The organism is Rhizobium terricola (assembly GCF_012927355.1).
GTDB classification, from domain to species: Bacteria; Pseudomonadota; Alphaproteobacteria; order Rhizobiales; family Rhizobiaceae; genus Allorhizobium; species Allorhizobium terricola.
In genome coordinates this window covers 56,594-80,854 of the sequence record NZ_JABBGK010000001.1, presented here as the reverse complement: position 1 = coordinate 80,854, position 24,261 = coordinate 56,594, and the positions used below count along the sequence as shown (strand labels likewise).

The following is a 24,261-nucleotide window of genomic DNA, read 5'->3' as shown; positions in this document are numbered from 1 at the left end:
GATAGACGTGCAGGTACTTGTCCGCGACAACAACGTTGATCAGGCGCTCCGCGCCCTCAAGAAGAAGATGCAGCGCGAAGGCATCTTCCGCGAAATGAAGATGCGCGACTATTATGAAAAGCCGTCGCAGAAGCGTGCACGCGAGAAGGCTGAAGCCGTCCGCCGCGTCCGCAAGCTGGCACGCAAGCGTGCACAGCGCGAAGGTCTGGTCAGCGCGGGTCGTCCGGCCCGCTGATTGGCCGTCTTTTCGACGTTTTCCGATGTTCTAAGGGCGGAGGCGATCGGTTCGCCCCCGCTCTTTTCATTTGAAGTTCAACTCGCTGCCATCCGATGACCGATCGGCGGCGAACAGCTCGCCGGACATTGGCCCGCCATGATCGAATACCCGCTTTCCCGCCGTTCCCGCATCGCCGGCGAAACCAAGAGCCGCCTTGCAACGACGGTGGCGTTCCTTGCGCTCATCGGCCTCGCCGGTTGCCAGACGACCGAATCCTCAGACGTGATTCGCATTGACCGAGCCCAGGGGTCGGAAGAAAACATCTCGTCGCTTTCGGCTGTGATCGATGCCAATCCGCGCGCACCTGAAGGCTACAACGTGCGCGGTTCCGCCTATGGCCGCGCCGGTCAGTTCAGCAAGGCGCTGAATGACTTCAACGTCGCCCTTCAGCTCAACCCGAACTTCTATCAGGCCTATGCCAACCGCGGCCTCGTCTACCGCAACATGGGCAAGCCGGTCGAAGCCGCGCAGGACTACAACACGGCGCTCAAGCTCAACCCGAACTATGACGTCGCCTATATCGGCCGCGGCAACATCTATCGCCAGGCCGGCCGAATCGACGAAGCCTTCGGCGACTTCAACCGCGCCATCGAACTCGACACCACGGACGGTCGCGCCTATCACAACCGCGGCCTGATCTATCAGCTGCGCGGCCAGCACGACAAGGCGATCGACGACTTCTCGAAGGCGATCTCGCTGTCGCCGAGCTCGCCTGAGCCCTATAACGGCCGCGGTGTCTCCTATGTCGCTCTGAACGACGACGAGAACGCTTTCGCCGACTTCAATCACGCCATCGAGCTGGACGGCAAGAACGCGGAATCCTGGGCGAACCAGGCGCTCATCTACGAGCGTCGCGGCGACAAGGCGCGTGCCGCCAAGTCCTATTCCCACGCACTCGGTCTCGATCCCAAATATCTGCCGGCCCAGCAAGGTCTTGCCCGCACCCGCGGCGGCGGCGCCTGATCGGCGACAGAAGAAGACGGATCCCATCGAAAATGCCGGCCTCGCGCCGGCATTTTTCGTTTCCGAGCAGCGTTTCGGCTGCCGTTCCTATCGGGGATTGCCGAGGAGAAGATCGCGAGGACGCCGGCCGCTCTCCCGGCAGACGCTGTTGAGAAGCTGCGCCATCGATGCGCTGGCCAGGCCGCCGGCGATGATCAGCAGAAGGCTGGCCAGGGCAAAGCCGATTGCCGCCGTGGCAAGGCCGCTGAGGGCCGTCAGCAGGATGGCAAATGGCCAGAGATCGGCCTCCCGCGCCGGAAGCACGACAAGGGCGCCGAGCACCATGGACAGGCAGGACACCATGGAGAACAGGACCAAACCGCCCCCCGACGCCATGAGCCGGCCAAGCAGCACCAGGATGAGCGCGGCAAGCAGCAGGCGATACAGCGGCGTCGTTCGCAACAGCATGGCGACCGGGCCGGCAGGCAGGCGCCGGATGAACATCGCGCAGCCTCCGCCAGCCACCAGCGAACCGCTGAGCAGCGCCACCGCACCGCTCGCCAGCCGCTCCGCATTGCTGGAACCCATGCGGCTCTGCCAGAAGATTGCGCTGGTTTCCATCACCGAAAGGGACAAGAAGACCCCGGTGACGCCGTAGAGGACGAGAAGGCCGGTGAGATAGAGTGGCATCCGCTCGGCCCGCGCAGAGAAGGCGATCAGCGCGCCGAAGGTTGCGCCGAAGCCTGCCCCGAGAGCAAGAAGCAGGAAGCCACCGAAGGTCGGGATCGCCGACAGCGCGGCTGCAAGCGCCGCCGCCATCATGCCCCAGATGAGAAGCGGAACGACGGAAGCAAGCGCCCGCCCCCTGGCACCACGGGTGATACCGAGCGCCAGGAGCCCTGTCGCGACCATGTCTCCTATGACGACGAACCCTTCCATGGCGATGCCTAGCGCCTATCGCGCGACTCAGGCCGGAATAGGCCGCGCGCGATGCCGAGCGCGGCAAAAAGGCCGGTCGACGCGAGAAGGAGGGCAATGAAAGCGGAGCTGCGCGCCTCGCCCGCCGGAAACCGGGCAACGGCATAGACGGCGCCACTCGCGATGACGGCGGCCACGAGGCCGCCGATCAGGACGAGAGGCTGACGCGCGCTTCGGGCGGTTCGCGATGCCAGGAACCAGCCCGCGGCGAGCGCGAGCACGAAAACGCCGATGCGAAACAGGAATGGATCATGCGCGGCAGAGAACATGGCAAAAGTCGTCCGGCCGCGACGTGATCAGCGCAGGAGGAAGATGCCGGCGATGCTCAGAACGACAAAGGCGATCAGGCCGCCGATGAAGCCAGCGCCACCGAAGAAGCCGGCAGCCATCGCAAGCATGAGCGCAACGAGAATGGCCGTGCCATACTTGGTGCCGGCGATGAAGAGACCATAGGTCTTCTCATGCTCGGGATAATTCATCGGAGCACCGGTTTCGACCGGACCGCTGTGGTGTTCGCTCATGCTCTGTCTCCCCTTGGACCAACCGCATCACGCCTGAGGTCGGCCGCCGACTTGAATTTCGTCAGGTACAGGCGGCGTCTACGACGCCTCCCCCACCTTCGATTACACAAAGGTCCGGCGATACGCAATGGATCAGAGCGGCAGATCGAAGTGGTCAGTAGTCCACGCCGGCGACGGCACCGGGGATATGCCCAGCAGCAACCAGCCGCGCCGACGGCAACACCGTCAGCGACGGCAGCATGTGCTGGCTCTCTTGACCGAACATGAGGCGTCGTTCATGCAATCCCGAATCAAAGAACGGATAGCGCTGCAGGAGCTTTCGCCCGACTGTATGCGTGTTGGTGGCGAGCAGCGTTAGTTCGAGACCATAGATCTCGGTCATGCGGCGATCGACGATCGTATCGGCATAGAACACGCGCTTGTAGAATGCCGCGTGATGCGGCCGCACATGCTGCAATACCCGGTCTGCCTTGAAGTAGGCCGCCGCCACAATGCTCGGTCTAAGGGTGATATAGGGAAGAACGGGAAGCTCCGCCGCGACCTGGGGTTCCACCGCGAAACGCGCAGGATCAATCAATGTGAGGCCGGCCTCGAGAAAATCATCGATGGCATCCGGAAAGACACCAGACGATTGGGCCACGGGATGATCGGGGGTAACATAGTGCAGGCGGATGGTGCTGACCAACTGCTCGAAGTAATAGACCCCGAAAACATAGGCGTGATCATCGAAGTCGATATCGTCAATCAAACTGGCCGCCCCGACAGGCAGCACATCCGCAGCCTTGTAAGCCCTGTAACGCAGTCGCTCGATCTCGCCGAAGTCCTCGCCGGTCTGTATTCGCCGGTACTCGATGTGATCGAGAAGCGCCATCATCTTGGCAGCAAAGCCTTCCGGCATCTGCGTGTGCGCGTTCATTCCGGTCCCGCCGTTTACGTTTCGTTAACCAACCCTAGCAGCCAACGTGCGATTGTGCAGTTCCGAAATCTAGTAGTGCGGCAATTTACCTTTTGTTAAGGTTAACATTCGGTTAAAGGAAATGGTTAACGCGAGGTCACGGCGCTAAATGCACCCTGAGAATCTGCTGGTTTTGGAAATTTCAGGCGTTTGGGCCAGTGTCAGGCGACATTGGCTGTGCCAGCAAGGATCAACTTCTTCCGAGCCCGTTCCGCCATGTCGGCGACCCGGCTCGACGCGATCGGCGTCGAGAAGACGTAACCCTGGATCAAATCGGCACAGTTGTACTTGGTGATCAAGGCCAGCTGGTCCTGGGTCTCCACGCCCTCGACGATGATGCCGAGCTCAAGCTGGCGCGACAGCGTGACGATGCCGCGCAGGAGTTTGAGCCGCCGCGCGTCCTCGCCGATGTTGCGGACGAAGGAGCGATCGATCTTCACCTGGTCGACCGGGAGTGCGTCGAGGTAGCTGAGGCTGGAGAAGCCCGTGCCGAAGTCATCGATGGCGATGGTGATGCCGTGCTTGCGCAGCTGTTCGAGAATGAGGCGAACCGCTGCCATCTCCTCGATCAGGCTCGATTCGGTGACTTCGAGATGAAGCCGCTTCGGATCGAGGCCGGTGTCGGCAAGAGCGTCCAGAACCGTCTGGACGATATCGTCACTGCGCAGGTCCTGCACCGACAGATTGACCGAAACGGCGATCTCGTCGGGCCAGGTCACGCAGTCCCGGCACGCCTGACGGATCATGAAGCGGGTCAGACCGGAAACGATGCCCATCTCTTCGGCGATCTGGATGAAGATGTTCGGCGGAATGCTGCCCTTCTCCGGATGCGTCCAGCGCGACAGAGCCTCGCAGCAATCGATTCGCGAACCGTCCGGCGCGAACATCGGCTGGTAGACGACCTGCAGTCCGTCGTTCTCGACCGCCGCTTGGAGATCCGTCTTCAGGCGCTGGCGCTCGATATAGCGGGCATCCATCTCGTCGGCGAAGGCGGTGAAGCTGCCCTTGCCCCGCGACTTCGATTCGAACACCGCGAGGTCGGCCTTGATCTGCCACTCCTCCATGCGCAGTTCCGAGCTCTCGATCAGCACGGCGCCGGCGGAGAAGGTGATGGTGAAGCTGGTGCCGTCGACGTCGTAGTTGCCGGCGATCGCCGCGTGGATGTCGCGCATCCGCTGCTCGAGGTCCGCACGACCTTCGGCATTCGGGAAGAACAGCGCGTACTGGTCGCCGACCAGATGGCCGACGATCGCCTCGCCGGCGGCGAGCTTCAGCAGCCGGTTGGCCACGGCGGCAAGCAGCCGGTCGCCCGTCACGTGCCCCTTCATGTCGTTCACGTGCTTGAACTCGTCGATGTCGAGGACCATGAAGCCGATTTCGCCGCTCTTCGTGCGGGCGGCGACGTTTTCCAGGACGAGATCGGCGAAGTAGCCGCGCTGTGGAAGACCCGTCAGAGAATCGAAGCGAACCATGTGCAGGATCTTGCGGTCGGCACGCACGCGCGCCGTGACGTCTTCGAAGATCAGGACGACGCCGCCTTCCGGGCGGCGGCTGGCCGAGAATTCCAGCACCAGGTCCTCGGAAAACTGCATGACGGCGCGCGAAATCGTGCCGTCCATCAATTGCGCGAGCTGGCGCTGAATGAGGTTAGGCATGGAGCCGTCGACGAAGGTGTGCCGCACGCCGTAGCGCAGGACCACGTCCAGGTCGCAGTTCTTCAGGCGATAGCGGTCGCCGAGATTGAGCAGTTCACATGCCTTGCGATTGATCACCTCGATACGGTTCTGCGGATCGAGCATCAGGAGGCCGTGCGTCATGTTGTTGAGCGCGGTATCGAAGCTGCCGACCAACTTTCTCATTTCGCGTGAGGCAATGACGTTTTCGTAGAGAAACTCGCGAACGCCGGTCGCCATTGCTTGCGTCGTCAGGACGAAGGGGATGAGCATGACGGACAGCAGAAGCTTATAAGGATCATTCGCGAACAGCGCGCAGACGATGATCGGTAGGCAGCAAGCGGAACTTTGCAGGTTCACCGCCAGCCGTGATCCGTAGTTACGGCCGACGACGGAAACCATCGACGCCATCGTAACGGAAATGCAGGCAAGTTCCACGAACGTGTCTTCAAAGGCAAGGATGGAATAGCCGCAGCCAATGCCGAGGATGGCCGCCGTCGACGCGGCGCCAACGATGTAGCGGAGCTCCCAGCCCCGGATTTCCTTGAAGCCCCAATTCGACTTGTCGGCCTGGCTGAAGCGGGCAAACAGGAAGATGCGGTTGGCAAAAACTACGCCGAAAGCGACGCAGAGCAGGACAAAAACGGAATCCCCTGTCTTATGGTAGACGGCCACATAAGTGAGGATGTGCACCAGCATGCCGGTGAACAGCGTCTGTCGGTTGCCAAAAAGCGAGCTGACGAAGGACAGGTAGACGTCCGTCGGCACAGCTTCCTTGCTTTTAGCCTTCATCCGATGGCCTCCTCATCCGAGCAACCTATGCAAAACGATTTAAAAATCGATTGCTAGACCATCGGAAAATCCATAGCCGACCGGGGTTTCTCACGGGCGACGATGGGTCTGGCAATACCGTCTTTCCGGCCCGATACCATGATTGCGATAAATGGACGCCGTTGGCAATCGGCGATAGGTCCGGCGGTAAAAGTCGACTGAATCCCGGTCTGAGACATGTACCGTTTCGGGACACCGCCCTCTGGGGGGCAGGGCCGCATGCTGCGGTCGCTTGCCCCTTGCGGCGGCCAGGCGCAGAATTGACGAAAACCATTAGACGAAAGGCTATGCCCGAGCCGGGGCACATATTGTGAAAAGGCCGGAAAACCGGCACTTAGCCCCGTTGCACGACTGTTGGCCATGCTCTAAGCACGACCTCGATATATGGGGAGAAAACCATGAAAGTGTTATTGGCAATCAGCCGGTTGATCGATGCGATCAACGGCGCGATCGGACGCTGGGTCTCCTGGCTGCTGCTCGCGGCGGTCTTGATCAGTGCGGGCAACGCCGTTGTTCGCAAGATGTTCGATATCTCATCCAATGCATGGCTCGAGCTGCAGTGGTACCTTTACGGCACCGTGTTCATGCTGGCAGCCGCCTATGCACTGCTCAAGAATGAACACATCCGGATCGACATCGTCTCGAGTTCATGGAGCAAGAGGACCCGCGACTGGATCGACCTGATCCTGCACATCATCTTCCTCGTTCCGTTCAGCTTCCTGATCACCTGGCTTGCTTGGCCGTGGTTCTGGAACTCGTACAAGATTGGCGAGATTTCCTCGAGCGCTGGGGGCCTTATCGTGTGGCCGGCCAAGGCTGCGGTCTTCTTCGGCTTCCTGATGCTGAGCGCCCAGGCAATCTCCGAAATCGTCAAGCGCGCGGCGATCATCTTCGGCTACCTCGAAGAAGAAAACCACGACAAAGATGCCAGCGAAATGACGGGGCACTGACATGATCGACTTCATCGCGCACAATCTCGCTCCGATCATGTTCACCACGGTGATGCTGATGCTTCTGCTCGGCTATCCCGTAGCATTTACCCTGGCGGCCGGCGGCCTGATCTATTTCGCCCTCGGCGTTGAGCTTTCCTCGATCTCTCCGGAGATCAAACTGTTCTGGCCACTTCTGCAGTCGCATCCGGATCGCATCTACGGGATCATGTACAACGACACTTTGTTGTCGATCCCCTTCTTCACGCTGATGGGTTTGATCCTGGAACGCTCCCGAATGGCGGAGGACCTGCTCGACACCATCGGCCAGCTGTTCGGCCCGATCCGCGGCGGTCTGGCCTATGCCGTCATCCTGGTCGGCGCCCTGCTCGGAGCCACCACCGGCGTCGTGGCAGCCTCGGTCATGGCCATGGGCCTGATCTCTCTGCCGATCATGCTGCGCTACAACTACAACCGTCCACTCGTCGCCGGGACGATTGCAGCATCAGGCACCCTTGCACAGATCGTGCCGCCATCGCTCGTTCTGATCGTCATGGCGGACCAGCTCGGTCGCTCCGTCGGCGACATGTATGTAGGCGCCCTTTATCCGGCGATCCTGATCGTTAGCGTCTACTGCCTCTACATCTTCATCGTGTCGATGATCAAACCGCAGTGGGCGCCGGCCCTTCCGCTTGAGGCGCGCACCCTCGGCGGTGGCGTCACGTCACTTCTCGTCATGCTGGCGATCAGCGTTGCCCTCTATTTCCTCGGCCACGAGGTGCTGTTCACGGGCATCGCAAGCCCCGAATGGCGCCTGGTTGCCGCGCTGGCGTTCGGTGTATTCAGCGTCTACCTGATTGCACTGGCCAATCGCAATTTTGGCCTCAACATCATCTCGCGGCTTACGCAGCAGGTCATCATCGTCCTGATCCCGCCGCTGGCCCTCATCTTCCTCGTGCTCGGCACCATCTTCCTCGGCATCGCGACGCCGACCGAAGGCGGCGCCATGGGTGCAGCCGGCGCGATCATCATGGCGACGATGAAGGGTCGCATGTCGATGGCGACCATGAAGCACGCCCTCGACGCAACGACAAAGCTCTCTGCTTTCGTCATGATGATCCTGATCGGCGCTCGCGTCTTCGGCCTGACCTTCTACGGTATCAACGGCAACGTCTGGATCGAAGAACTGCTGACGGCTTTGCCGGGCGGTGAATACGGCTTCCTGATCGTCGTCACGATCATCGTGTTCATCCTCGGCTGCTTCATCGACTTCTTCGAGATCGCTTTCATCATGGTGCCTTTGCTGGCCCCGGTGGCAGAGAAGCTCGGCATCGACCTTGTCTGGTTCGGCGTCATTCTCGGCATCAACCTCCAGACGTCCTTCCTAACCCCTCCCTTCGGTTTCTCGCTCTTTTACCTGCGCTCTATTGCACCGGCTGGAAGGTGGAAGGACGAGGTGACGGGACGGTCGATGGATGGCGTCAAGACGCTTGATATCTACAAGGGCGTCCTCCCCTACATCATCATCCAGTTTGCGATGATCATTGTGGTAATCGCCTTCCCGAGCCTCGTGATGCGCTACAAGGGCGACGTCGAAACAATCAATCCGAACGATGTGAAAATTGAGGTGCCCGGGTTTGGACAGGGTGGAGGCATGACGCTACCGCCTCTCGGCTCAGACAACGGAGCCCCCAATCTTGGCCTACCTCCGCTCGGTTCCGACAATGGCAGCGGCGCTCAGGCGCCCGGGCTCGGCCTGCCGCCGCTCAATCTGGGCGGAGAACCGCCTGCGGCGGCACCGGCCGCCCCGGCCACCAATCCGGCGCTCGACTTGAGCCAGCCGCCGGTCATCAAGTAAGACCGGCCCAGCCGCTCTTCCTGACCTTACAAAACAAGAAAGCCCCGACCGCACGGTTCGGGGCTTTTCTTTTTGGGCGTGGGGCAAGCACACGGGATCCCGATGGCCTGCGCCACGAGGACCGACGGGCAAAAGAAAAGCCCCGGGGCGTACCCGGGGCTTCCGTCTTTCATTCCTTGGCGTCGATAGCTCAGAGCTTGCCGGCGCGCTGCTGGATCATCATGAAGGTATCGAAGGTGTATTCGCCGAGCTGGGCCCAGAGATAGGCGTCCTTCTTGAAGGCCAGCTGGTCGTCATAGATCTTCTTGAAGTGCGGGCTCTGCGCGCTGAGTTCGGCATAGATCTCGATGGCCGCCTGGTAGCAGGCTTCCATGATCTCCTGGCTGAACGGACGCAGCACCGTACCCTCGGCGACCAGCTGTTTCAGCGCCTGCGGATTCTTTGCGTCATACTTCGCGGTCATGTTGGTGTTGGCGAAAGCGCAGGCGTCCTGAAGGATGGCCTGGTAGTGTTTCGGCAGGGCGTTGTACTTCTCGAGGTTGAAGAAGCCATGGACGACCGGACCACCTTCCCAGAAGCCCGGGTAGTAGTAGTACTTGGCAACCTTGTGGAAGCCGAGCTTGGAATCGTCGTAGGGACCGACGAATTCAGCGGCGTCGATCGTGCCCTTTTCCAGCGCCGGATAGATGTCGCCGCCGGCGAGCTGCTGCGGCACGACGCCGACCTTTTCGAGCACCTTGCCGGCGATACCGGCAATGCGCATCTTCAGGCCCTTGAGGTCGTCGACGGTGTTGATTTCCTTGCGGAACCAGCCACCCATCTGAACGCCGGTGTTGCCGGCCGGCAGGCCATACACGCCCTGTGTTGCGTAGAATTCGTTCATCAGCGTGTTGCCGTTGCCCTGGTAGAACCAGGCATTCTGCATGCGCGCGTTGAGACCGAACGGAATGGCTGTACCGAAGGCAAAAGTCGGTTCCTTGCCCCAGAAGTAATAGGACGTGGTGTGGGCCGCTTCGACCGTGCCACCGGCAACGGCATCGAGTGCCTGCAGGCCGGGGACGATTTCACCGGCAGCGAAGACCTGAATGCTGAAGTTGCCGTCGGTTGCGGCCGAAACGCGCTCGGCGATATCGGTAGCACCACCGAAGATCGTGTCGAGCGACTTCGGGAATGAAGACGTCAGGCGCCAGGTGATCTTGGGGTTCTCCTGGGCAATGGCAGGCGCTGCCAGCACCGTGGACGCAGCAACGCCCGCACCGGCGACACCCGCCTTCTTGATAAATGAACGACGATCCATGAATTGACCTCCCATCATGGTTTGCGCCACCGCGAGAATTCTTAGCGCCCCCTCCCGATGGCAATGCCGGCGAGAAAAGCATGTTGTCCAAAGCGTTTCAAGCGCCGGGGCAATATTCTTTCGGCTTAGAGAAATTTCACACTCCCCTTGTGATCCTATTCGTTCTTGCGATTGTAATATTTGGTTTTTCGGCAGGACCATCCGGACTTCCGACACCCGCCGGACCGACGAAAACCGAACGAACTTCACCGTCCGAAACGGGCGACGGCCGCAACCGCTTCGGACAGGTTACGGCGGCAACGGGACACGTGCCGAACTGCCAGCCAGCACAGGGCAAGTGAAATTCGGATATTGACTTGAGGCCCCGGCTCACTTCATGAAATTGCTCTGCCCCGCACAGGCTTTTCCGGAGTCTTTCATGCCCAGACCGATTATTGCCGTTCCCGCCGATATTCGCGAGTTCGACGGAACGCATTGGCACGCCGCCCAGAACCAGTATGTCCACGCGGCGCTCAAGGTCGCCGACGTCATGTCCTTCATCATCCCGGCCTTCGTGGATGGCAACGACACCGATGCTCTTCTGGATCGCGTCGACGGCCTGATCGTCTCCGGCTCCGCGACCAACGTGCATCCCTCCCTCTACGGCGGAGAGGTCCGAGAGAGCGACGGCCCCTTCGATCCGGCCCGCGACGCCACCACCCTTCCGCTGATCCGCCGCGCGATCGAACGCGGCATTCCGCTGCTGGCCATCTGTCGCGGCATTCAGGAACTCAACGTCGCGCTCGGCGGAACGCTTGCCACCGAGATCCAGGAACAGGAAGGGGTCTGGGACCACCGCAAGCCGCAGCATCCGGATCGCGACGTCATGTACAGCATCCGTCAGGATGTCATCATCGCCGAGGGCTCCTGCATCGCCCGTTATCTCGGCGCCGGATCGATCCCCGTCAATTCGCTGCATCGCCAGGCGATTTCCAAGACGGCGCCCGGCCTGCAGGTCGAGGCCCTGGCAGAGGACGGGACCATCGAGGCCGTTTCGGTGATCGGCGCCAAGGGCTTTGCCATCGGCGTCCAGTGGCATCCGGAATACTGGGCTGAAACCGACCGCCCGTCTCGCGCGCTCTTCGAAGCCTTCGGCGACGCCGTTCGCGACTACGTCAAGACCAAGGCCTGAGCGGCGGGCATCGCGAAATGACTTTCACAAGGGGCCTCGGGCCCCTTGTGGCGTTTCCGGCACAGGCGTGAGCGCCCGACCCGTGGTGAACCACGACACGAGATTGTCGACGACCAGATCGGCCATGGCATTGCGGGTCGGAACCGACGCCGATGCCACATGCGGCAGGACAGAGACATTCGGCAAATCGAGAAGCGCCTGGGGAACATGCGGCTCCTTCTCGAACACGTCGAGACCTGCCGCCGCGATCGTTCCGTCCGTCAGCGCCGCGATCAAGGCCGCCTCGTCCACTGTCGTGCCGCGGCCGACATTGATCAGCACGCCGTCCGGTCCGAGCGCCTTCAGCACATCGGCATTGATCGCCTTCAGCGTCTGCGGCGTGTTCGGCACGATCGAGATGAGCGTATCGACGGCCTCGGCGAGCCCTGCAAGCGTCGGGAAATGCGTGTAACCGACATCCGAACGCGGGCGCCGCGTATGGTAACTGATCCGCACCTTGAACGGTTCGAGGCGCCGCGCGATCTCGATGCCGATCCGGCCGAGGCCGTGGATCCCGACATGCCGCCCCTTGAGCGACAGCGGCGTGAGGGGAAAAGGCCCCTCTTCGGGCCAGCGCCCCTGCCGCAGCCATGCCTCGGCCTGGGGCAGGCGCCGGATGGTGTTGATCAGCAGCGCGACGGCCGTATCGGCGACCTCGTCGTTCAGGACATCCGGCGTGTTGGAGACGACGATGCCGCGCTCTGCCGCCGCGGCCACGTCGACGCCGTCATAGCCGACACCGAAGCTCGCGACCATCTCCAGGGCGGGCAGGCGGGCAATCCAGCTGCGCGGCAGGGCACCCGATACAGCAATCCCGCGGACCCTTGCCGCCTCGGCCTCCGAAAGCTCAAGCTCCGCGCCGTGCGGCACGGCAAGGATGTCGAAGTGTTCCTTCAGCCGCTCCGGCACCCGGGAATTGATCCGGCCGGGCACCAGGATCGTGACGCGCGCGTTCGACATGCTCGTCCTCCTCTGTCTTTGGTCTGTGGGGCGATAAGGCCTACCGGCGATGGATCGGACCGGTCGACTGGCGAATGCGCATCTCCGGCTTGATCAGATGGATGCCATCCGGCTCGTGGCTGCCGGCCAGTCTGTCGAGCAGCGCGCGGGCGGCCAGCCGCCCGACCTCCGCCTGGCCGTTCCAGACGGTGGTGAGCGCAGGCGTGGCGATCGAGGCCTCCTCGAGATCATCATAGCCGGTAACAGAGATATCCCGGCCGGGAATGAGCCCCGCGCGGGCGATGCCGTTCATCAGGCCGATCGCCACGAGATCGTTCCAGCAGACGGCCGCCGTCGGCTTTTGCGGCAGCGACAGGAAATGCACCGCCGCCTCGAAACCGCCCTGCTTGGTGCGCGGTCCTGGAATGCGCAGCTCCGGATCGACTTCGATGCCGGCCTTGCGCAAGGCATTCACATAGCCCTGATAGCGGTCGCGGCCGGTCGATGTCTGGTCTGTACCGCCGATCATCGCGATGGTGCGGTGACCGAGCCCGATCAGATGATTGGTGGCGAGCGAAATGCCATAGCTGTCGTCACCGCGATAGGTCGGAACGTCGAGCCCGTCCATCTGGCGCGCGATCAGGATCGCCGGCATCCCGTTGTCCTCGGCGAGCTTGATGTCTTCGACCGGTGTCCCGATGGCCGGCGACATGATCACGCCGTCGCCGCCGAGCTGAAGAAGCGTTTCTATGAACATCCGCTGCTTCTCGACGGAGTCGTAGTGGTTCGACAGGATGAAGGTATGGCGGCTGCGGTCGAGTTCGCTCTCGATGGCCTTGAGGATTTCTCCGTAGAAGGGGTTCATGATGTCGTGCACGACGACCCCGATGATGCCGGAGCGCGACGTCCGCAGGCTGGCGGCCCGGCGATTGTAGATGTAGCCGAGAACCCGTGCCTGTTCCTTGATCTTGTCCCGCGTCTCGGCCGCGACCAGCGGGCTGTCGCGCAACGCAAGTGAGATTGTCGCCGTCGAGAGGCCGAGCGTCTCGGCGATCGTTGATAGCTTTACCTTCTGAGCCACTGCCCCTCCCCTCCGGCCAAACTCTCCCCGGCCGGCATGCCAATACGAACTTAAATAGTTTAATTAAACAATTTAAGTTCGTTTTTCAATTCCCGCCGGGACGGAAAATGCCCGCCGCCCTCAGTCTTTCGGCGTATCGGTGACAAGGTTCGCCTCGACCACGGCCAGCAGCTTCACCAGTTGCCTGACCTCCTTGCCGGACAGTCCCTTCGTTGCCCGTTCCTCCGTCTCGACCGCGGCTGCGACAATCTGATCGAGCCGGTCCCGCCCGGTGGCAGTGAGATGGACTGTGGTGAGACGGCCGTCCTTGTCGTCGGATCGACGCTCGACGAAGCCCTGTACTTCCATGCGCCCGATCGTGCGGGTCATGGTCGGCGCCTTGACGCCGAGCCTCTGCGCCAGGAAGCCCGGTGTCAGCCCGTCCTCGTCCGCAAGGAGCTGAACCACGGTGTCCTGCCCGGCATAGAGGCCGCTGTCAGAGAGCCTGCGCGACAGTTCCGTGCGCATGGCCCGCGCCGCCTGGGTGACTGCGGCTGCGATCGACGCACTGCGGTCGGCCGCATCCTTCTTCTTCGCCGACTTGTTCTTCTTGTCGGACTTGTCCTTTTTCGCCATTGTCCCCCCTGTCGCCGAGCGCGATCCGCTCTTGTTGCTGTGCCGGCTAACATTCGGCGTGCCAACCCATAGCCAATTACGAAGACCGACGCCAGATGCCCTACCCCGCTCCCCGCTTCGCCGACAACGATCCCGGGCTTGCCCCCGAGGCCCGCCGCGACTGGATCGCGCTCCTGCCGCTCGGCGCCCATGAACAGCACGGCCCCCACCTGCCCTTCGAAACGGACAGGCTGATCGTCGAGGGCATCATCGACCGGCTTGTCGCGCGGCGCCCCGCGGACCTGCCGGTTACCGTCCTGCCCGCCGAGCCGGTCGGCTACTCGATCGAGCACATGGACGTGGCAGGCACCCGGACGCTCGGCTATCAGGAAGCGGTCCAACGCTGGCTCGGCATTGCTGAAGACCTTTCAGAGAACGGCATCCGCAAGTTCGTCATGCTGAACGCGCATGGCGGCAATTCTCCCCTGATGACGATCGTCGCAACCGAGGCACGGGTGCGTTTCGGCATGCTGGCCGTCGCCACCAGCTGGACGCGCTTCGGCCTGCCGGAAGGCGTGATCGATCCTCAGGAGAAGGCAATCGGCATCCATGGCGGGGAAATCGAGACATCCGTCATGCTGGCGCTGCACCCCGACCGCGTCGCGATGGACAGAGCAGAAGACTTTTCCTCGAACCAGTCCGAATTTGCCGCCCGCTTCAAACACCTGCGCGCTTATGGTCCGCACGCCTTCGGCTGGAAGATGGCGGACCTCAACCCTCGCGGAGTGACCGGCAACGCCGCCGCCGCAACGGCGGAAAAGGGCGAGAAACTGATCGACCATGCCGTGACAGGGCTCATCGAGCTTCTGCGGGATGTACAGATGTTCGACATCGATACTTTTGTCTGCGCAAAGGATTGAGCCGCCCTCAACAAAGCCTTTGAACTCGTCCGGGCCAGCGCCTATATGGGGTAACACCATTACAGACGCACCGTCCGCGTCGCCCATCCGATCGAGGTTTCCATGACCGAAGCTGCCGCAAAACCCATCCCCGTTACCGTGCTGACCGGCTACCTCGGCGCCGGCAAGACGACGCTGCTCAACCGCATCCTGTCGGAGAACCACGGCAAGAAATATGCGGTCATCGTCAACGAATTCGGCGAGATCGGCATCGACAACGACCTGATCGTGGAGTCCGACGAGGAAATCTACGAAATGAACAACGGCTGCGTCTGCTGCACCGTTCGCGGCGACCTGATCCGCGTGGTCGAGGGCCTGATGCGCCGCCCCGGCCGCTTCGACGGCATCATTGTCGAGACCACCGGCCTGGCCGATCCGGTCCCGGTCGCCCAGACCTTCTTCATGGATGACGACGTGCGCGCCAAGACCGAGCTCGACGCCGTGGTCGCCCTCGTCGATGCCAAGCACCTGCCGCTGCGGCTCAAGGACAGCCGCGAGGCCGAGGACCAGATCGCCTTTGCCGATGTCGTCGTGATCAACAAGTCCGATCTCGTCACCCATGACGAACTGCACCGCATCGAGGACATCGTTCGCGCCATCAACCCGTCGGCGCGCATTTACTCCACGTCGCGTTCCGGCGTCGATCTCGCGAAGGTGCTCGATCAGGGCGCCTTCAACCTCGAGCGTGCCCTCGAAAACGATCCGAGCTTCCTCGACCATGATCACCCGGACCATGTCTGCGGCCCTAACTGCGATCATGATCACGATCATGGCCACCATCATCATCACGACCATGATCATGACCACCATCACGACCACGATCATCACGGCCATCACCATGACCACGGGCCGTCTCCGATCCATGACGTGACGGTCATGTCGATCTCGCTGCGCGGCGGCGAGATGAACCCGGACCGCTTCTTCCCGTGGATCCAGAAGATCACCCAGACCGACGGCCCGAACATTCTGCGCCTGAAGGGCATTATCGCCTTCAAGGGTGACGAGGAGCGTTACGTCGTGCAGGGCGTGCACATGATCATCGAAGGCGACCATCAGCGTCCGTGGAAGGACGGCGAGAAGCGCGAGAGCCGTCTGGTCTTCATCGGCCGCAACCTCGACCGCGAGAAGATCGAGAAAAGCTTCCACGCCTGCGAGGCGACCGCCTGATGCGCTTCGCCACCATGCCCTTTTCGGATGAAGTCATGCCTGTTGGAAAGAATGCCTGATGCCGACGGTCGCTCCCCTCGACATTGAAGGTCACGTGCTGGCCGCCAACTTCCTCGGCGACATCCCGGTCTTCGTCGCCGCCTCGGGTTCGATCCATCGGCTCGACGGCGGCGAGAAGGTGACGGAGGCCCACCAGGGCCTGCTCGCCTGCGTCAAGGACAGTTCCAACCAGACCCTGGTCACCGGCGGCGAGGACGGTAAGGTCCTGCGCATCGCCCATGACGGCACGGTTACGGAACTCGCCCATGTGCCACGCAAGTGGATCTCGGTCGTGGCCGCCGGCCCGCAGGGCGCTGTTGCCTATGCAGTTGGAAAGACCGGCTACGTCCGGCTCGCCGACGGCACGGTGAAGGAATTCGCCGAGGAGCGCACCATCGAGGCCCTGGACTTCGCGCCGAAGGGCCTGCGCGTTGCCGCGGCACGCTACAACGGCGTGACGCTGCATTGGATCGGCACGACGGGTGCGCCGGTCGATCTCGACTGGAAGGGCGCCCATACCGGTGTCACCTTCTCTCCCGACGGCCGTTTCGTCGTGACCACCATGCAGGAAAGCGCCCTTCACGGCTGGAAGCTCGACAGCAAGTCGAACGAGACCCGCCATATGCGCATGACCGGCTATCCGGCGAAGGTGAAGTCGCTCTCCTGGTCCGCCAAGGGCAAGTGGCTTGCCTCGTCGGGCGCTCCGGCCGCAATCGTCTGGCCCTTCGCCGGCAAGGACGGTCCGATGGGCAAGGCACCGCTCGAACTCGGCACCCGCGCCAACATCATGGTCACCAATGTTGCCTTCCATCCGGCGGAAGATGTACTGGCGATCGGCTTCGTCGACGGCATGATCCTCGCTGTTCGCACTGCCGACGGCAAGGAAGCGCTGCTGCGCCGTCCCGGCAAGGGTGCGATCACCTCCATGGGGTGGAGCGCCAACGGCAAGCTGCTTGCCTTTGCATCAGAGGCAGGCGATTGCGGTGTCGTCGATATATCTGCCTAGTTGAATTATAATTCTCTAAAATCCGATGTATAGATAAGAAGAGAGCCCCTCAACCGGGGCTCTTTTGCTTTTTAGGATGTTTACGACGTTATTTTTCTTCACGGAACATATACCTTAACGCATCGGTAATTCATGCCGACTAGTTTTTGCTTTGTCCGGCACTCTTGCCGCGTGGCCAGCCAAACATGCGGTCGGACGCCGGCGTCACCTTTCAAAGATCCAGCCAACCGGCCCGGTTGTCAGCGAATTGCGTATGTTCCGCGTTTCCCGCTGCCCTTGACGCTTGGCGTGCCACGGAAAGCAAGCTCATGCGCTTCAATATCTCTTTCATGGTCACTTCCGCAGGGCTGGCGCTGGCCGCCGGTCTTGTCGCCACCGTCGGGATCGGCATGCAGACCCTGCAGACGCTGAAGATCAACGGCCCGATCTATCATGAGATCGTCGACGGAAAAGACCTGATCGCGGATATCCTGCCGCCGCCGCTCTACCTCACCGAAGCCTACTCGCTGACCAGCGAAACAGCGCTGCATCCGGATACCGCCCAAGCCAACCTCGCACGGCTCGAGGTTCTGAAGGGGCTGTACGCCGAACGGCGTGAATACTGGAAGAATTCGACGCTTCCCGCCGAGCTTTCCTCGAAGCTCTACTCGGATGTTTTGACCAAGGGCGACATCTTCTGGAACGAAGTCAACAACGCTTACATTCCCGCAGCGAGCAAAGGCAACGCAACCGCTGTGGCGGCCTCTCTTCCTGCGCTCAAGGAAAGCTTCCACACCCACGAAAAAGCGGTCAACGAACTCGTCGACATGTCCAACGCCTACCTGAAGACCCGGGAAGACTATGCTGCCGGCCAGACCGCGATGATGGAGATGCTCGCACTCGCGGGCGGTTCGGCGCTGATCCTAATGGCGCTCGGCGCCGTCTTTTTCATCCGGCAGCGCGCGCTCAATCCGCTCGGCGGCATCAGCAGCTTCATGACCGACATGGCGGGCGGCGAATATGACCGTGCCGTCCCCTACTCGAACCGCAAGGACGAGATCGGCGATATAGCAAACGCCGTAGAGGTCTTCCGCCTTGCCGGTCTCGAGAAGCAGCGGCTGGAAGCACAGGCAACGCACGCCCGAGCGCTCACCGAGAGCGAACGTGCAGCGCGCGAAGAACGGCGCGTGAAGGAGGCGGAGTCATTGCAGATGGTCGTCGAAGCGCTCGGCGCCGGCCTCAATCGCCTCGCCGAATGCAACATCCGCCTGACCATCGACGAGCCCTTCGAGCCGCATTTCGAACCGCTGCGCCGGGACTTCAACAATTCGATCGCCACGTTCCAGGCCACGCTCGAGCAAGTGCTCGACGAGACCCGCAGCCTCTACGACAACGGCCAGGAGATGCGCGCAGCCGCAGACAACCTGTCCCAGCGCACGGAGCAGCAGGCCGCCGCGCTTGAAGAGACCTCGGCCGCCCTGGAACAGGTCACCGCGACGGTGCGCTCGTCTGCCGAACGAACCCTCGACACCCGCAACCTGGTGCGCGACGCCAAGGAATGCGCCGCGTCCTCAGGCGAAGTTGTGCGTGACGCGATCAGCGCCATGCAGCGCATCGAGAAGGCTTCCTCCGAAATCAGCCAGATCATCTCGGTCATCGACGAAATCGCCTTCCAGACCAACCTGCTGGCGCTGAATGCCGGCGTCGAGGCCGCCCGTGCGGGTGAAGCCGGCAAGGGCTTTGCCGTCGTCGCTCAGGAAGTGCGCGAACTCGCCCAGCGTTCGGCCACGGCCGCTCGCGAGATCAAGGGATTGATCGTCAATTCCACCGTCGAGGTCGCCTCAGGCGTGAAGCTCGTCGGCGAGACCGGCCAGGCACTCGACCAGATCCAGGGTTTCGTCGCTCGCGTCGATTCCAACATCGATGCCATCGCCACGGCGGCGCGCGAACAGTCCGTCGGCCTGCAGGAGATCAGCTCCGCGATCAACAACATCGACCAGATGACCCAGCAAAACGCCGCGATGGTCGAAGAAACGACCGCAATCAGCCACACGCTGGCAGAAGGTGCGGCTCACCTCACGACACTGGTCGGCCGCTTCAAGCTCAACCGCCGCACGTCGATCCGCTCTGGCGAGCCCGATCAGCAGATCGCGTCCGGACGGGCGGCCTGATCGCCGCCCGCAGACAAGCGCGGGCTTAGCCCGCGCGGTCCAACATGAAAGGCTCGCCGGTTTCGGCGAGCGTCTTGAGCCGGGACAGCGACTCCGGCCACCCGCCGACCACGGCCTTGCTCGTCGCCGTCTCGCCGGCGAAATCATCATGGACCAGCGTAAGCTTGCACGCGTCCTCGGAGATCGGCACGATCTCGAAGGTTACGCGCGACGGCTGATCCGCCGCCACGTCCGGCGCCCATTGCGCACTGAAGGTCAGAACCAGTTTGCCGGGCTGCTGCATCTCGACGATCCGGCCGCCGATCGCCACCTTGTCGCCCATCATCCAGGCATACTCGCCACCGACACTCCAATCGGTGTGGGACGTCATGTTGAAGTGCTGCCAGAGTGGCGTCTTCTCGTCGTCGGTTATTATCTGCCAGACGGTCTCGGCGGATGCGCGGATATAGAGCTCGTAAACATGTCTCGGTGAAACAGCCTTGGTCATGGTCTTTTCCCTCTCGAATGACTCGGCAATGGACTTGATGTCGAGCAGCGAGCGGGCAAACGGCGCCGTGTAGCGCGATATCCACCGATCGCTGATCTCCTGAATGGGCACAGTATTGAGGAAGTGCAGCTTCTCGCGTCCGACTTTCCGGCAACTGACGAGATGGGCGGACTCCAGGACTTTCAGATGCTTCATCACTCCAAACCGGGTGAGCGGGAAATGGCTTTCCAACTCGCCGAGCGTCCGGCCGTCCCGTTCCTTCAGGAGGTCGAGCAGCGAGCGTCGCACCGGATGGCTCAGGGCCGCAAAAACATCATCGTCCATGGCGAGCAAAATAGGTGACTCTTTTGTCACATGTCAAGCCGCCGGGAAATGATGGGGCCTCCGGATCTGGGGGGAGCACCCGTGGCTAAATCCATGCATTTCCGCCGTTCCGATTCTGCGCTAGCATGACCACAATTGTCCGCTTCGAACGATCGGCCCGATGCGCTCCCTTCTCAACGTCTTCTCGATTCTCCTGCTTCTCAACCTGCCCCCGCAGACCGCCCGGGCAGAAAGTGGCACGATGGCCAGCCTAAGTGATCCGGTGACAGGCGCACCGGGCATGACCTATTTCGACCTTGCGAGGCGCTTTGTCCCCGACCTGCAGCCCGATGGCATGGCATGGACCGGCCACACACTCGACGAAGCCTATGCCCAGGACTGGGAGCTGGAAACCGATTGGCCGGACGGCATCGGCATGGACGGTGTCGAAACCGTCGCTTTCGAACGGGACGGCAAGCAACGGCTGGCCGTCCTCTTCGGCCTCGCGCCCGCCACGGACACGGCCGAGACCCCTACAATCCTCGCCGTATATGCGCTGGAGGACACGCCTCGCCTCATCGACGCCATCGATGTCGGCCTTGACCGCGACAACGGTTTTGCCGAGCCGGCCATCCAAACGCTCAGTGACGGTGCCGTCCTCATTGCCACAGAAAGCAGCCACTGGAATTCCAGCCAGAGCTACCGGATCACCAACCTCGTCCTGGCGGAGGCGGACAAGCTGACGACGGTCGACGAAGTGCTGACGCTTTCGGAGCGCTTTTGCGGCCTCAACCGCACCCAGACGCCGGCGACTGCCGTCGAACCGGGCACGGACGGCAAGCGGGCAGCCATCCACGTGTCGGTCAGGGTCACGGAGGAGAAGGTGGATGAGGCCTGCGACGAACCCCTGCCCGTACCGGCACCAGAACGCCTGGTCTCCGTCACCTATCGGTGGAACGATCAGACCGGCACCTACATGCCTGATTCCCAGGCGCTCGAAGCCCTCGCGAAGGAAAACGAGGAACGCTTCTGACCGGCAGGTATCCCGGCAAATGAAACGCCCGGCTTTGCCTGGCAGGCAAAGTCGGGCGATCACGGTATTTCGGCAGTTGTAGCCTTCGGTCAGAATTTTACGCCGAGGCCGACATTCACGACATGCTGGTTGAAGTCGGTGTCGACCCCGCCGATGTCCTTCTCGAAATAGTCGTTGTAACGATATTCGAGGCGAGTGAAGACCCGGTCGGTGACGGCATAGTCGACGCCGGCGCCGATCGTCCAGCCATGCAGGGTTTCGCTTTCGTCGAAACCGCCACCGTCAACCGAGAAGTTCGTCGCGGTCCAGCCACCGGCTGCGTAGAGCAGCGCACGGTCCATTGCATAGCCAGCGCGCGCGCGAACCGAGCCACTGAAGCCCGTGCCGACATCGACCGCCCCATAGCCGTTCTTGTTCCAGTCATAGTTCAGGTCGCCTTCGAGACCGACAACGGCATTGCTGCCGAAGCCCCAGTTATAGCCGACGAAACCACCGAAGCGGCCACCGTCGAAATCGTCCGAGGCCTCACCCGTTCCGTCAAAGAAGTCGCCATTGCCCCAGGCATAGCCGCCATGGAGACCGATATAGGCACCATCCCAGCTGAAGACCGGGGTGGCTTCGACAGCCTGCGGCGGAGCAGGCGGCGCCTCGTAGACGGCATCCGCGGAGAAGGCTGCTACGGCCGAAACGACGAGTGCCGCCGCACTCAATCCTAGCTTCTTCATCATGGTATGAACTCCCTTTCATGCAGGCCCGCCCTGAGCAGGATCCGGCAAAAGCTTGATCGTGACGTACACATCACGAAGCCCTAACAAGCGCGAGAGGGGGATTTGTTCCGACCGAATGTCGATTTTTCTGCGGTGATGCACAGGTGACACGGGCGAAAACGGGAGGGTTTACCAATAAAAACAGAAGGATGCCCCCACACTACCGGGGCGGAGCACTTGCCCGCAAAGTCTCCCCGCGGAGCGAAGACGGACCAGCTAACAATAGCACCGAACGGCGCCCGACGGGCGCCGCCAAATCCCGACATCAGTCCATCAGGACGCCTCAGGCAGCGCGACGACGCCCCGGCTGCGACAGCTTGCGACCGGACGCGACGATCATGCCCGCCGCCCCGTCGAGCCAGCCCGCCTTGAGCTCGAGCGCCAGGAAGCGTTCGCGGGAGAAGGGGCCCGGCATGACCAGATGCTGTGCCTTTTCCGCGAAAAAGCCGAACCGCTCGTAATAGGCGGCATCACCGACCAGCAGGACGGCGCCGTGCTCGCGCTTGCGCGCCTCGATGAGGGCCGCGCGCATCAGCGCCGAACCGATGCCCTTGCCTTCGTGGGAAGGATCGACCGCCAATGGCCCAAGCAGCAGCGCATCGATTGTCTGGCCCTCGCGCGACACGCCGGCCTCGACATTCCACAGGCGGACGGTCCCGATCACGCGACCCGAACGGTCCCGAGCGACCAGTGCCAGGCCTACGGCCGGCAGGCGCCCCTGACGGATCTTCTCCGACGATTTCATCTTTCGCTCGGGGCCCATGGCGCGATCGAGCAGGGCCTCCCGGGCGACGACGTCGGCCGGCGTTTCAACATCGATGACAAAGGTAGGTGTAGGCGCAAAAAATGCGCGCACGACGTCCAGAACAGCGGCCATGGCGGCCTCCCGTACCAAGAAGTGTTTCCGATGATGGTGTGTTGCGCCGCGCCGGTCGAGCCGGCGCGGTCGTCGAAAGGTCTGGTCGAACCTTAGATGACGTAGGCCTTGAGCGGTTCGAAACCGTTGAAGGCGACTGCCGAATAGGTCGTCGTGTAGGCGCCCGTTCCCTCGATCAGAACCTCGTCGCCGATCGTCAGCGAGACCGGCAGCGGATACATGTTCTTCTCGTAGAGCACGTCGGCCGAATCGCAGGTCGGACCGGCGAGCACGCAGGGCTCCATCTCGTCCGCGTCACGCGCGGTGCGGATCGGATAGCGGATCGCCTCGTCCATCGTTTCAGCCAGACCGCCGAACTTGCCGATGTCGAGGAAGACCCAACGATGTTCGTCATTGTCCGACTTCTTCGAGACCAGCACGACTTCGGCCTTGATCACGCCGGCATTGCCGACCATGCCGCGGCCCGGCTCGATGATCGTCTGCGGGATGTGATTGCCGAAATGCTTTTTCAGCGCACCGGAGATCGCACGGCCATAGGCTTCCGCCGACGGGATGTCGCGCAGATACTTGGTCGGGAAACCGCCGCCCATGTTGACCATCTGCAGGTGGATGCCCTGCTTGGCGAGCGAGGTGAAGACGCGCTTGGCATCGGCGAGCGCTGAATCCCAGGCATCGACCTTGGTCATCTGCGAACCGACATGGAACGACACGCCGAACGAGTCGAGGCCGAGCTGGTGGGCGTAGACGAGCACGTCGACGGCCATCTGCGGCACGCAGCCGAACTTGCGCGACAGCGGCCATTCCGCACCTTCGCCGTCGGTCAGCACGCGGCAGAACACTCGGGCGCCGGGAGCCGCACGGGCAACCTTCTCGACTTCCTCGTGGCTGTCGACGGCGAACAGGTTGATGCCGAGTGCGTGCGCACGGGCAATGTCCCGTTCCTTCTTGATCGTGTTGCCGTAGGAGATGCGCTCCGCGGTCGCACCGGCATCAAGCGCCATCTGGATTTCGGCGACCGATGCGCAGTCGAAGCTCGAGCCCAGCGAGGCGAGCAGCTTCAGGATTTCCGGAGCCGGGTTGGCCTTGACGGCGTAGTAGATCGAGCTGTCCGGCAGGGCGTGACGGAAAGCACCGTAATTTTCACGCACCACGTCGAGGTCGACCACGAGGCAGGGACCTTCCGGACGTCGGGTGTTGATGAAGTCGAGGATGCGAGCAGTGGTCATGATCGAATTCCCTATAGTTCCAAAGCTCCGGCGAAACGCTGGAGGACAAAGGGCATACGGGCGTACGATCAGGAACCAGCCGGTGGAGACCCCGGAACCTTGAACGACGCTCGACGCGCAAATAGTGAATCAACGCCCTGCCAAGGACGATAGATTCGGCTT

General features: G+C 62.1%; 23 protein-coding genes. 10 read left to right on the top strand and 13 right to left on the bottom strand.

The genetic code is table 11. From position 1 onward, the window contains the following. Positions 1-7 precede the first annotated feature (7 nt). Together rpsU and HHL25_RS00350 are read left to right on the top strand one after the other, a co-directional pair. Positions 8-235 carry a 30S ribosomal protein S21 gene (rpsU, locus tag HHL25_RS00355; protein WP_169586157.1) on the top strand — a complete coding sequence of 76 codons (228 nt, stop codon included), beginning with the start codon at positions 8-10 and terminating at the stop codon, positions 233-235. A 138-nt stretch (positions 236-373) separates the two neighbouring features. Then, positions 374-1,240: a tetratricopeptide repeat protein gene (locus tag HHL25_RS00350; RefSeq protein ID WP_169586155.1), complete on the top strand. Its 867-nt coding sequence runs from the start codon at positions 374-376 to the stop codon at positions 1,238-1,240. Between the two features lie 87 nt (positions 1,241-1,327). On the opposite strand, the gene HHL25_RS00345 is transcribed toward HHL25_RS00350, so the two are convergent. The 5 genes from HHL25_RS00345 to HHL25_RS00325 all read right to left on the bottom strand — a co-directional run bounded on the left by HHL25_RS00345 (position 1,328) and on the right by HHL25_RS00325 (position 6,138). After that, complete coding sequence (locus HHL25_RS00345) at positions 1,328-2,158, bottom strand: NAD(P)(+) transhydrogenase (Re/Si-specific) subunit beta (RefSeq protein WP_169586153.1); 831 nt, start codon at positions 2,156-2,158, stop codon at positions 1,328-1,330. A gap of 8 nt (positions 2,159-2,166) precedes the next feature. Next, entirely contained in the window at positions 2,167-2,466 is a 300-nt protein-coding gene (locus tag HHL25_RS00340) for a hypothetical protein (RefSeq protein ID WP_169586151.1), read from the bottom strand. Positions 2,467-2,493: 27 nt separating this feature from the next. Continuing rightward, positions 2,494-2,718: an aa3-type cytochrome c oxidase subunit IV gene (locus tag HHL25_RS00335; protein WP_169586149.1), complete on the bottom strand. Its 225-nt coding sequence runs from the start codon at positions 2,716-2,718 to the stop codon at positions 2,494-2,496. A gap of 154 nt (positions 2,719-2,872) precedes the next feature. Then, complete coding sequence (locus HHL25_RS00330; protein WP_169586147.1) at positions 2,873-3,634, bottom strand: N-acyl amino acid synthase FeeM domain-containing protein; 762 nt, start codon at positions 3,632-3,634, stop codon at positions 2,873-2,875. A gap of 200 nt (positions 3,635-3,834) precedes the next feature. Beyond that, positions 3,835-6,138 carry a putative bifunctional diguanylate cyclase/phosphodiesterase gene (locus tag HHL25_RS00325; RefSeq protein WP_169586146.1) on the bottom strand — a complete coding sequence of 768 codons (2,304 nt, stop codon included), beginning with the start codon at positions 6,136-6,138 and terminating at the stop codon, positions 3,835-3,837. Between the two features lie 437 nt (positions 6,139-6,575). On the opposite strand from HHL25_RS00325, the gene HHL25_RS00320 reads away from it, so the two are divergent. Then, entirely contained in the window at positions 6,576-7,127 is a 552-nt protein-coding gene (locus HHL25_RS00320; protein WP_169586144.1) for a TRAP transporter small permease subunit, read from the top strand. A gap of 1 nt (position 7,128) precedes the next feature. Beyond that, positions 7,129-8,964 (top strand): TRAP transporter large permease, encoded by a 1,836-nt coding sequence (locus HHL25_RS00315; protein WP_169586142.1) that lies wholly within the window; start codon positions 7,129-7,131, stop codon positions 8,962-8,964. A gap of 190 nt (positions 8,965-9,154) precedes the next feature. Here HHL25_RS00315 and HHL25_RS00310 read toward each other — a convergent pair whose 3' ends face one another. Next, positions 9,155-10,261, bottom strand: coding sequence for a TRAP transporter substrate-binding protein (locus HHL25_RS00310; RefSeq protein WP_169586140.1), 1,107 nt, complete (start codon positions 10,259-10,261; stop codon positions 9,155-9,157). Positions 10,262-10,679: 418 nt separating this feature from the next. Here HHL25_RS00310 and HHL25_RS00305 point away from each other — a divergent pair, with 418 nt between their 5' ends. Continuing rightward, positions 10,680-11,432, top strand: a complete 753-nt coding sequence (locus HHL25_RS00305) for a gamma-glutamyl-gamma-aminobutyrate hydrolase family protein (protein WP_169586138.1) — start codon at positions 10,680-10,682, stop codon at positions 11,430-11,432. Between the two features lie 24 nt (positions 11,433-11,456). Here the strand turns inward: HHL25_RS00305 and HHL25_RS00300 are convergent, their stop codons facing one another. The 3 genes from HHL25_RS00300 to HHL25_RS00290 form a co-directional block, all read right to left on the bottom strand. After that, positions 11,457-12,431, bottom strand: a complete 975-nt coding sequence (locus HHL25_RS00300; RefSeq protein ID WP_169586136.1) for a 2-hydroxyacid dehydrogenase — start codon at positions 12,429-12,431, stop codon at positions 11,457-11,459. Between the two features lie 40 nt (positions 12,432-12,471). After that, a complete protein-coding gene (locus HHL25_RS00295) occupies positions 12,472-13,491 on the bottom strand; it encodes a LacI family DNA-binding transcriptional regulator (RefSeq protein WP_169586134.1) in 1,020 nt (339 codons plus the stop codon). A gap of 120 nt (positions 13,492-13,611) precedes the next feature. Then, positions 13,612-14,106, bottom strand: coding sequence for a MarR family winged helix-turn-helix transcriptional regulator (locus tag HHL25_RS00290; RefSeq protein WP_169586132.1), 495 nt, complete (start codon positions 14,104-14,106; stop codon positions 13,612-13,614). Positions 14,107-14,201: 95 nt separating this feature from the next. Between HHL25_RS00290 and HHL25_RS00285 the strand changes: the two genes are divergently transcribed. The 4 genes from HHL25_RS00285 to HHL25_RS00270 all read left to right on the top strand — a co-directional run bounded on the left by HHL25_RS00285 (position 14,202) and on the right by HHL25_RS00270 (position 19,406). After that, a complete protein-coding gene (locus tag HHL25_RS00285) occupies positions 14,202-15,005 on the top strand; it encodes a creatininase family protein (RefSeq protein WP_169586130.1) in 804 nt (267 codons plus the stop codon). Positions 15,006-15,107: 102 nt separating this feature from the next. Then, a complete protein-coding gene (locus HHL25_RS00280) occupies positions 15,108-16,211 on the top strand; it encodes a CobW family GTP-binding protein (protein WP_169586128.1) in 1,104 nt (367 codons plus the stop codon). 58 nt (positions 16,212-16,269) lie between these two features. Next, on the top strand, positions 16,270-17,256 hold the full coding sequence (locus tag HHL25_RS00275; protein ID WP_169586126.1) for a WD40 repeat domain-containing protein: 987 nt from the start codon (positions 16,270-16,272) through the stop codon (positions 17,254-17,256). A gap of 308 nt (positions 17,257-17,564) precedes the next feature. Further along, complete coding sequence (locus HHL25_RS00270; RefSeq protein WP_169586124.1) at positions 17,565-19,406, top strand: methyl-accepting chemotaxis protein; 1,842 nt, start codon at positions 17,565-17,567, stop codon at positions 19,404-19,406. 25 nt (positions 19,407-19,431) lie between these two features. On the opposite strand, the gene HHL25_RS00265 is transcribed toward HHL25_RS00270, so the two are convergent. Continuing rightward, entirely contained in the window at positions 19,432-20,217 is a 786-nt protein-coding gene (locus HHL25_RS00265) for an ArsR/SmtB family transcription factor (protein ID WP_169589491.1), read from the bottom strand. Positions 20,218-20,377: 160 nt separating this feature from the next. On the opposite strand from HHL25_RS00265, the gene HHL25_RS00260 reads away from it, so the two are divergent. Then, positions 20,378-21,229 (top strand): hypothetical protein, encoded by an 852-nt coding sequence (locus tag HHL25_RS00260; protein WP_169586122.1) that lies wholly within the window; start codon positions 20,378-20,380, stop codon positions 21,227-21,229. Positions 21,230-21,318: 89 nt separating this feature from the next. Here HHL25_RS00260 and HHL25_RS00255 read toward each other — a convergent pair whose 3' ends face one another. The 3 genes from HHL25_RS00255 to odc2 all read right to left on the bottom strand — a co-directional run bounded on the left by HHL25_RS00255 (position 21,319) and on the right by odc2 (position 24,099). Further along, positions 21,319-21,954, bottom strand: a complete 636-nt coding sequence (locus HHL25_RS00255) for an outer membrane protein (RefSeq protein ID WP_169589489.1) — start codon at positions 21,952-21,954, stop codon at positions 21,319-21,321. 325 nt (positions 21,955-22,279) lie between these two features. Next, complete coding sequence (locus HHL25_RS00250; RefSeq protein WP_169586120.1) at positions 22,280-22,873, bottom strand: GNAT family N-acetyltransferase; 594 nt, start codon at positions 22,871-22,873, stop codon at positions 22,280-22,282. A gap of 92 nt (positions 22,874-22,965) precedes the next feature. Then, positions 22,966-24,099, bottom strand: a complete 1,134-nt coding sequence (gene odc2, locus HHL25_RS00245; protein WP_169586118.1) for an ornithine/lysine decarboxylase — start codon at positions 24,097-24,099, stop codon at positions 22,966-22,968. Positions 24,100-24,261: the final 162 nt, after the last annotated feature.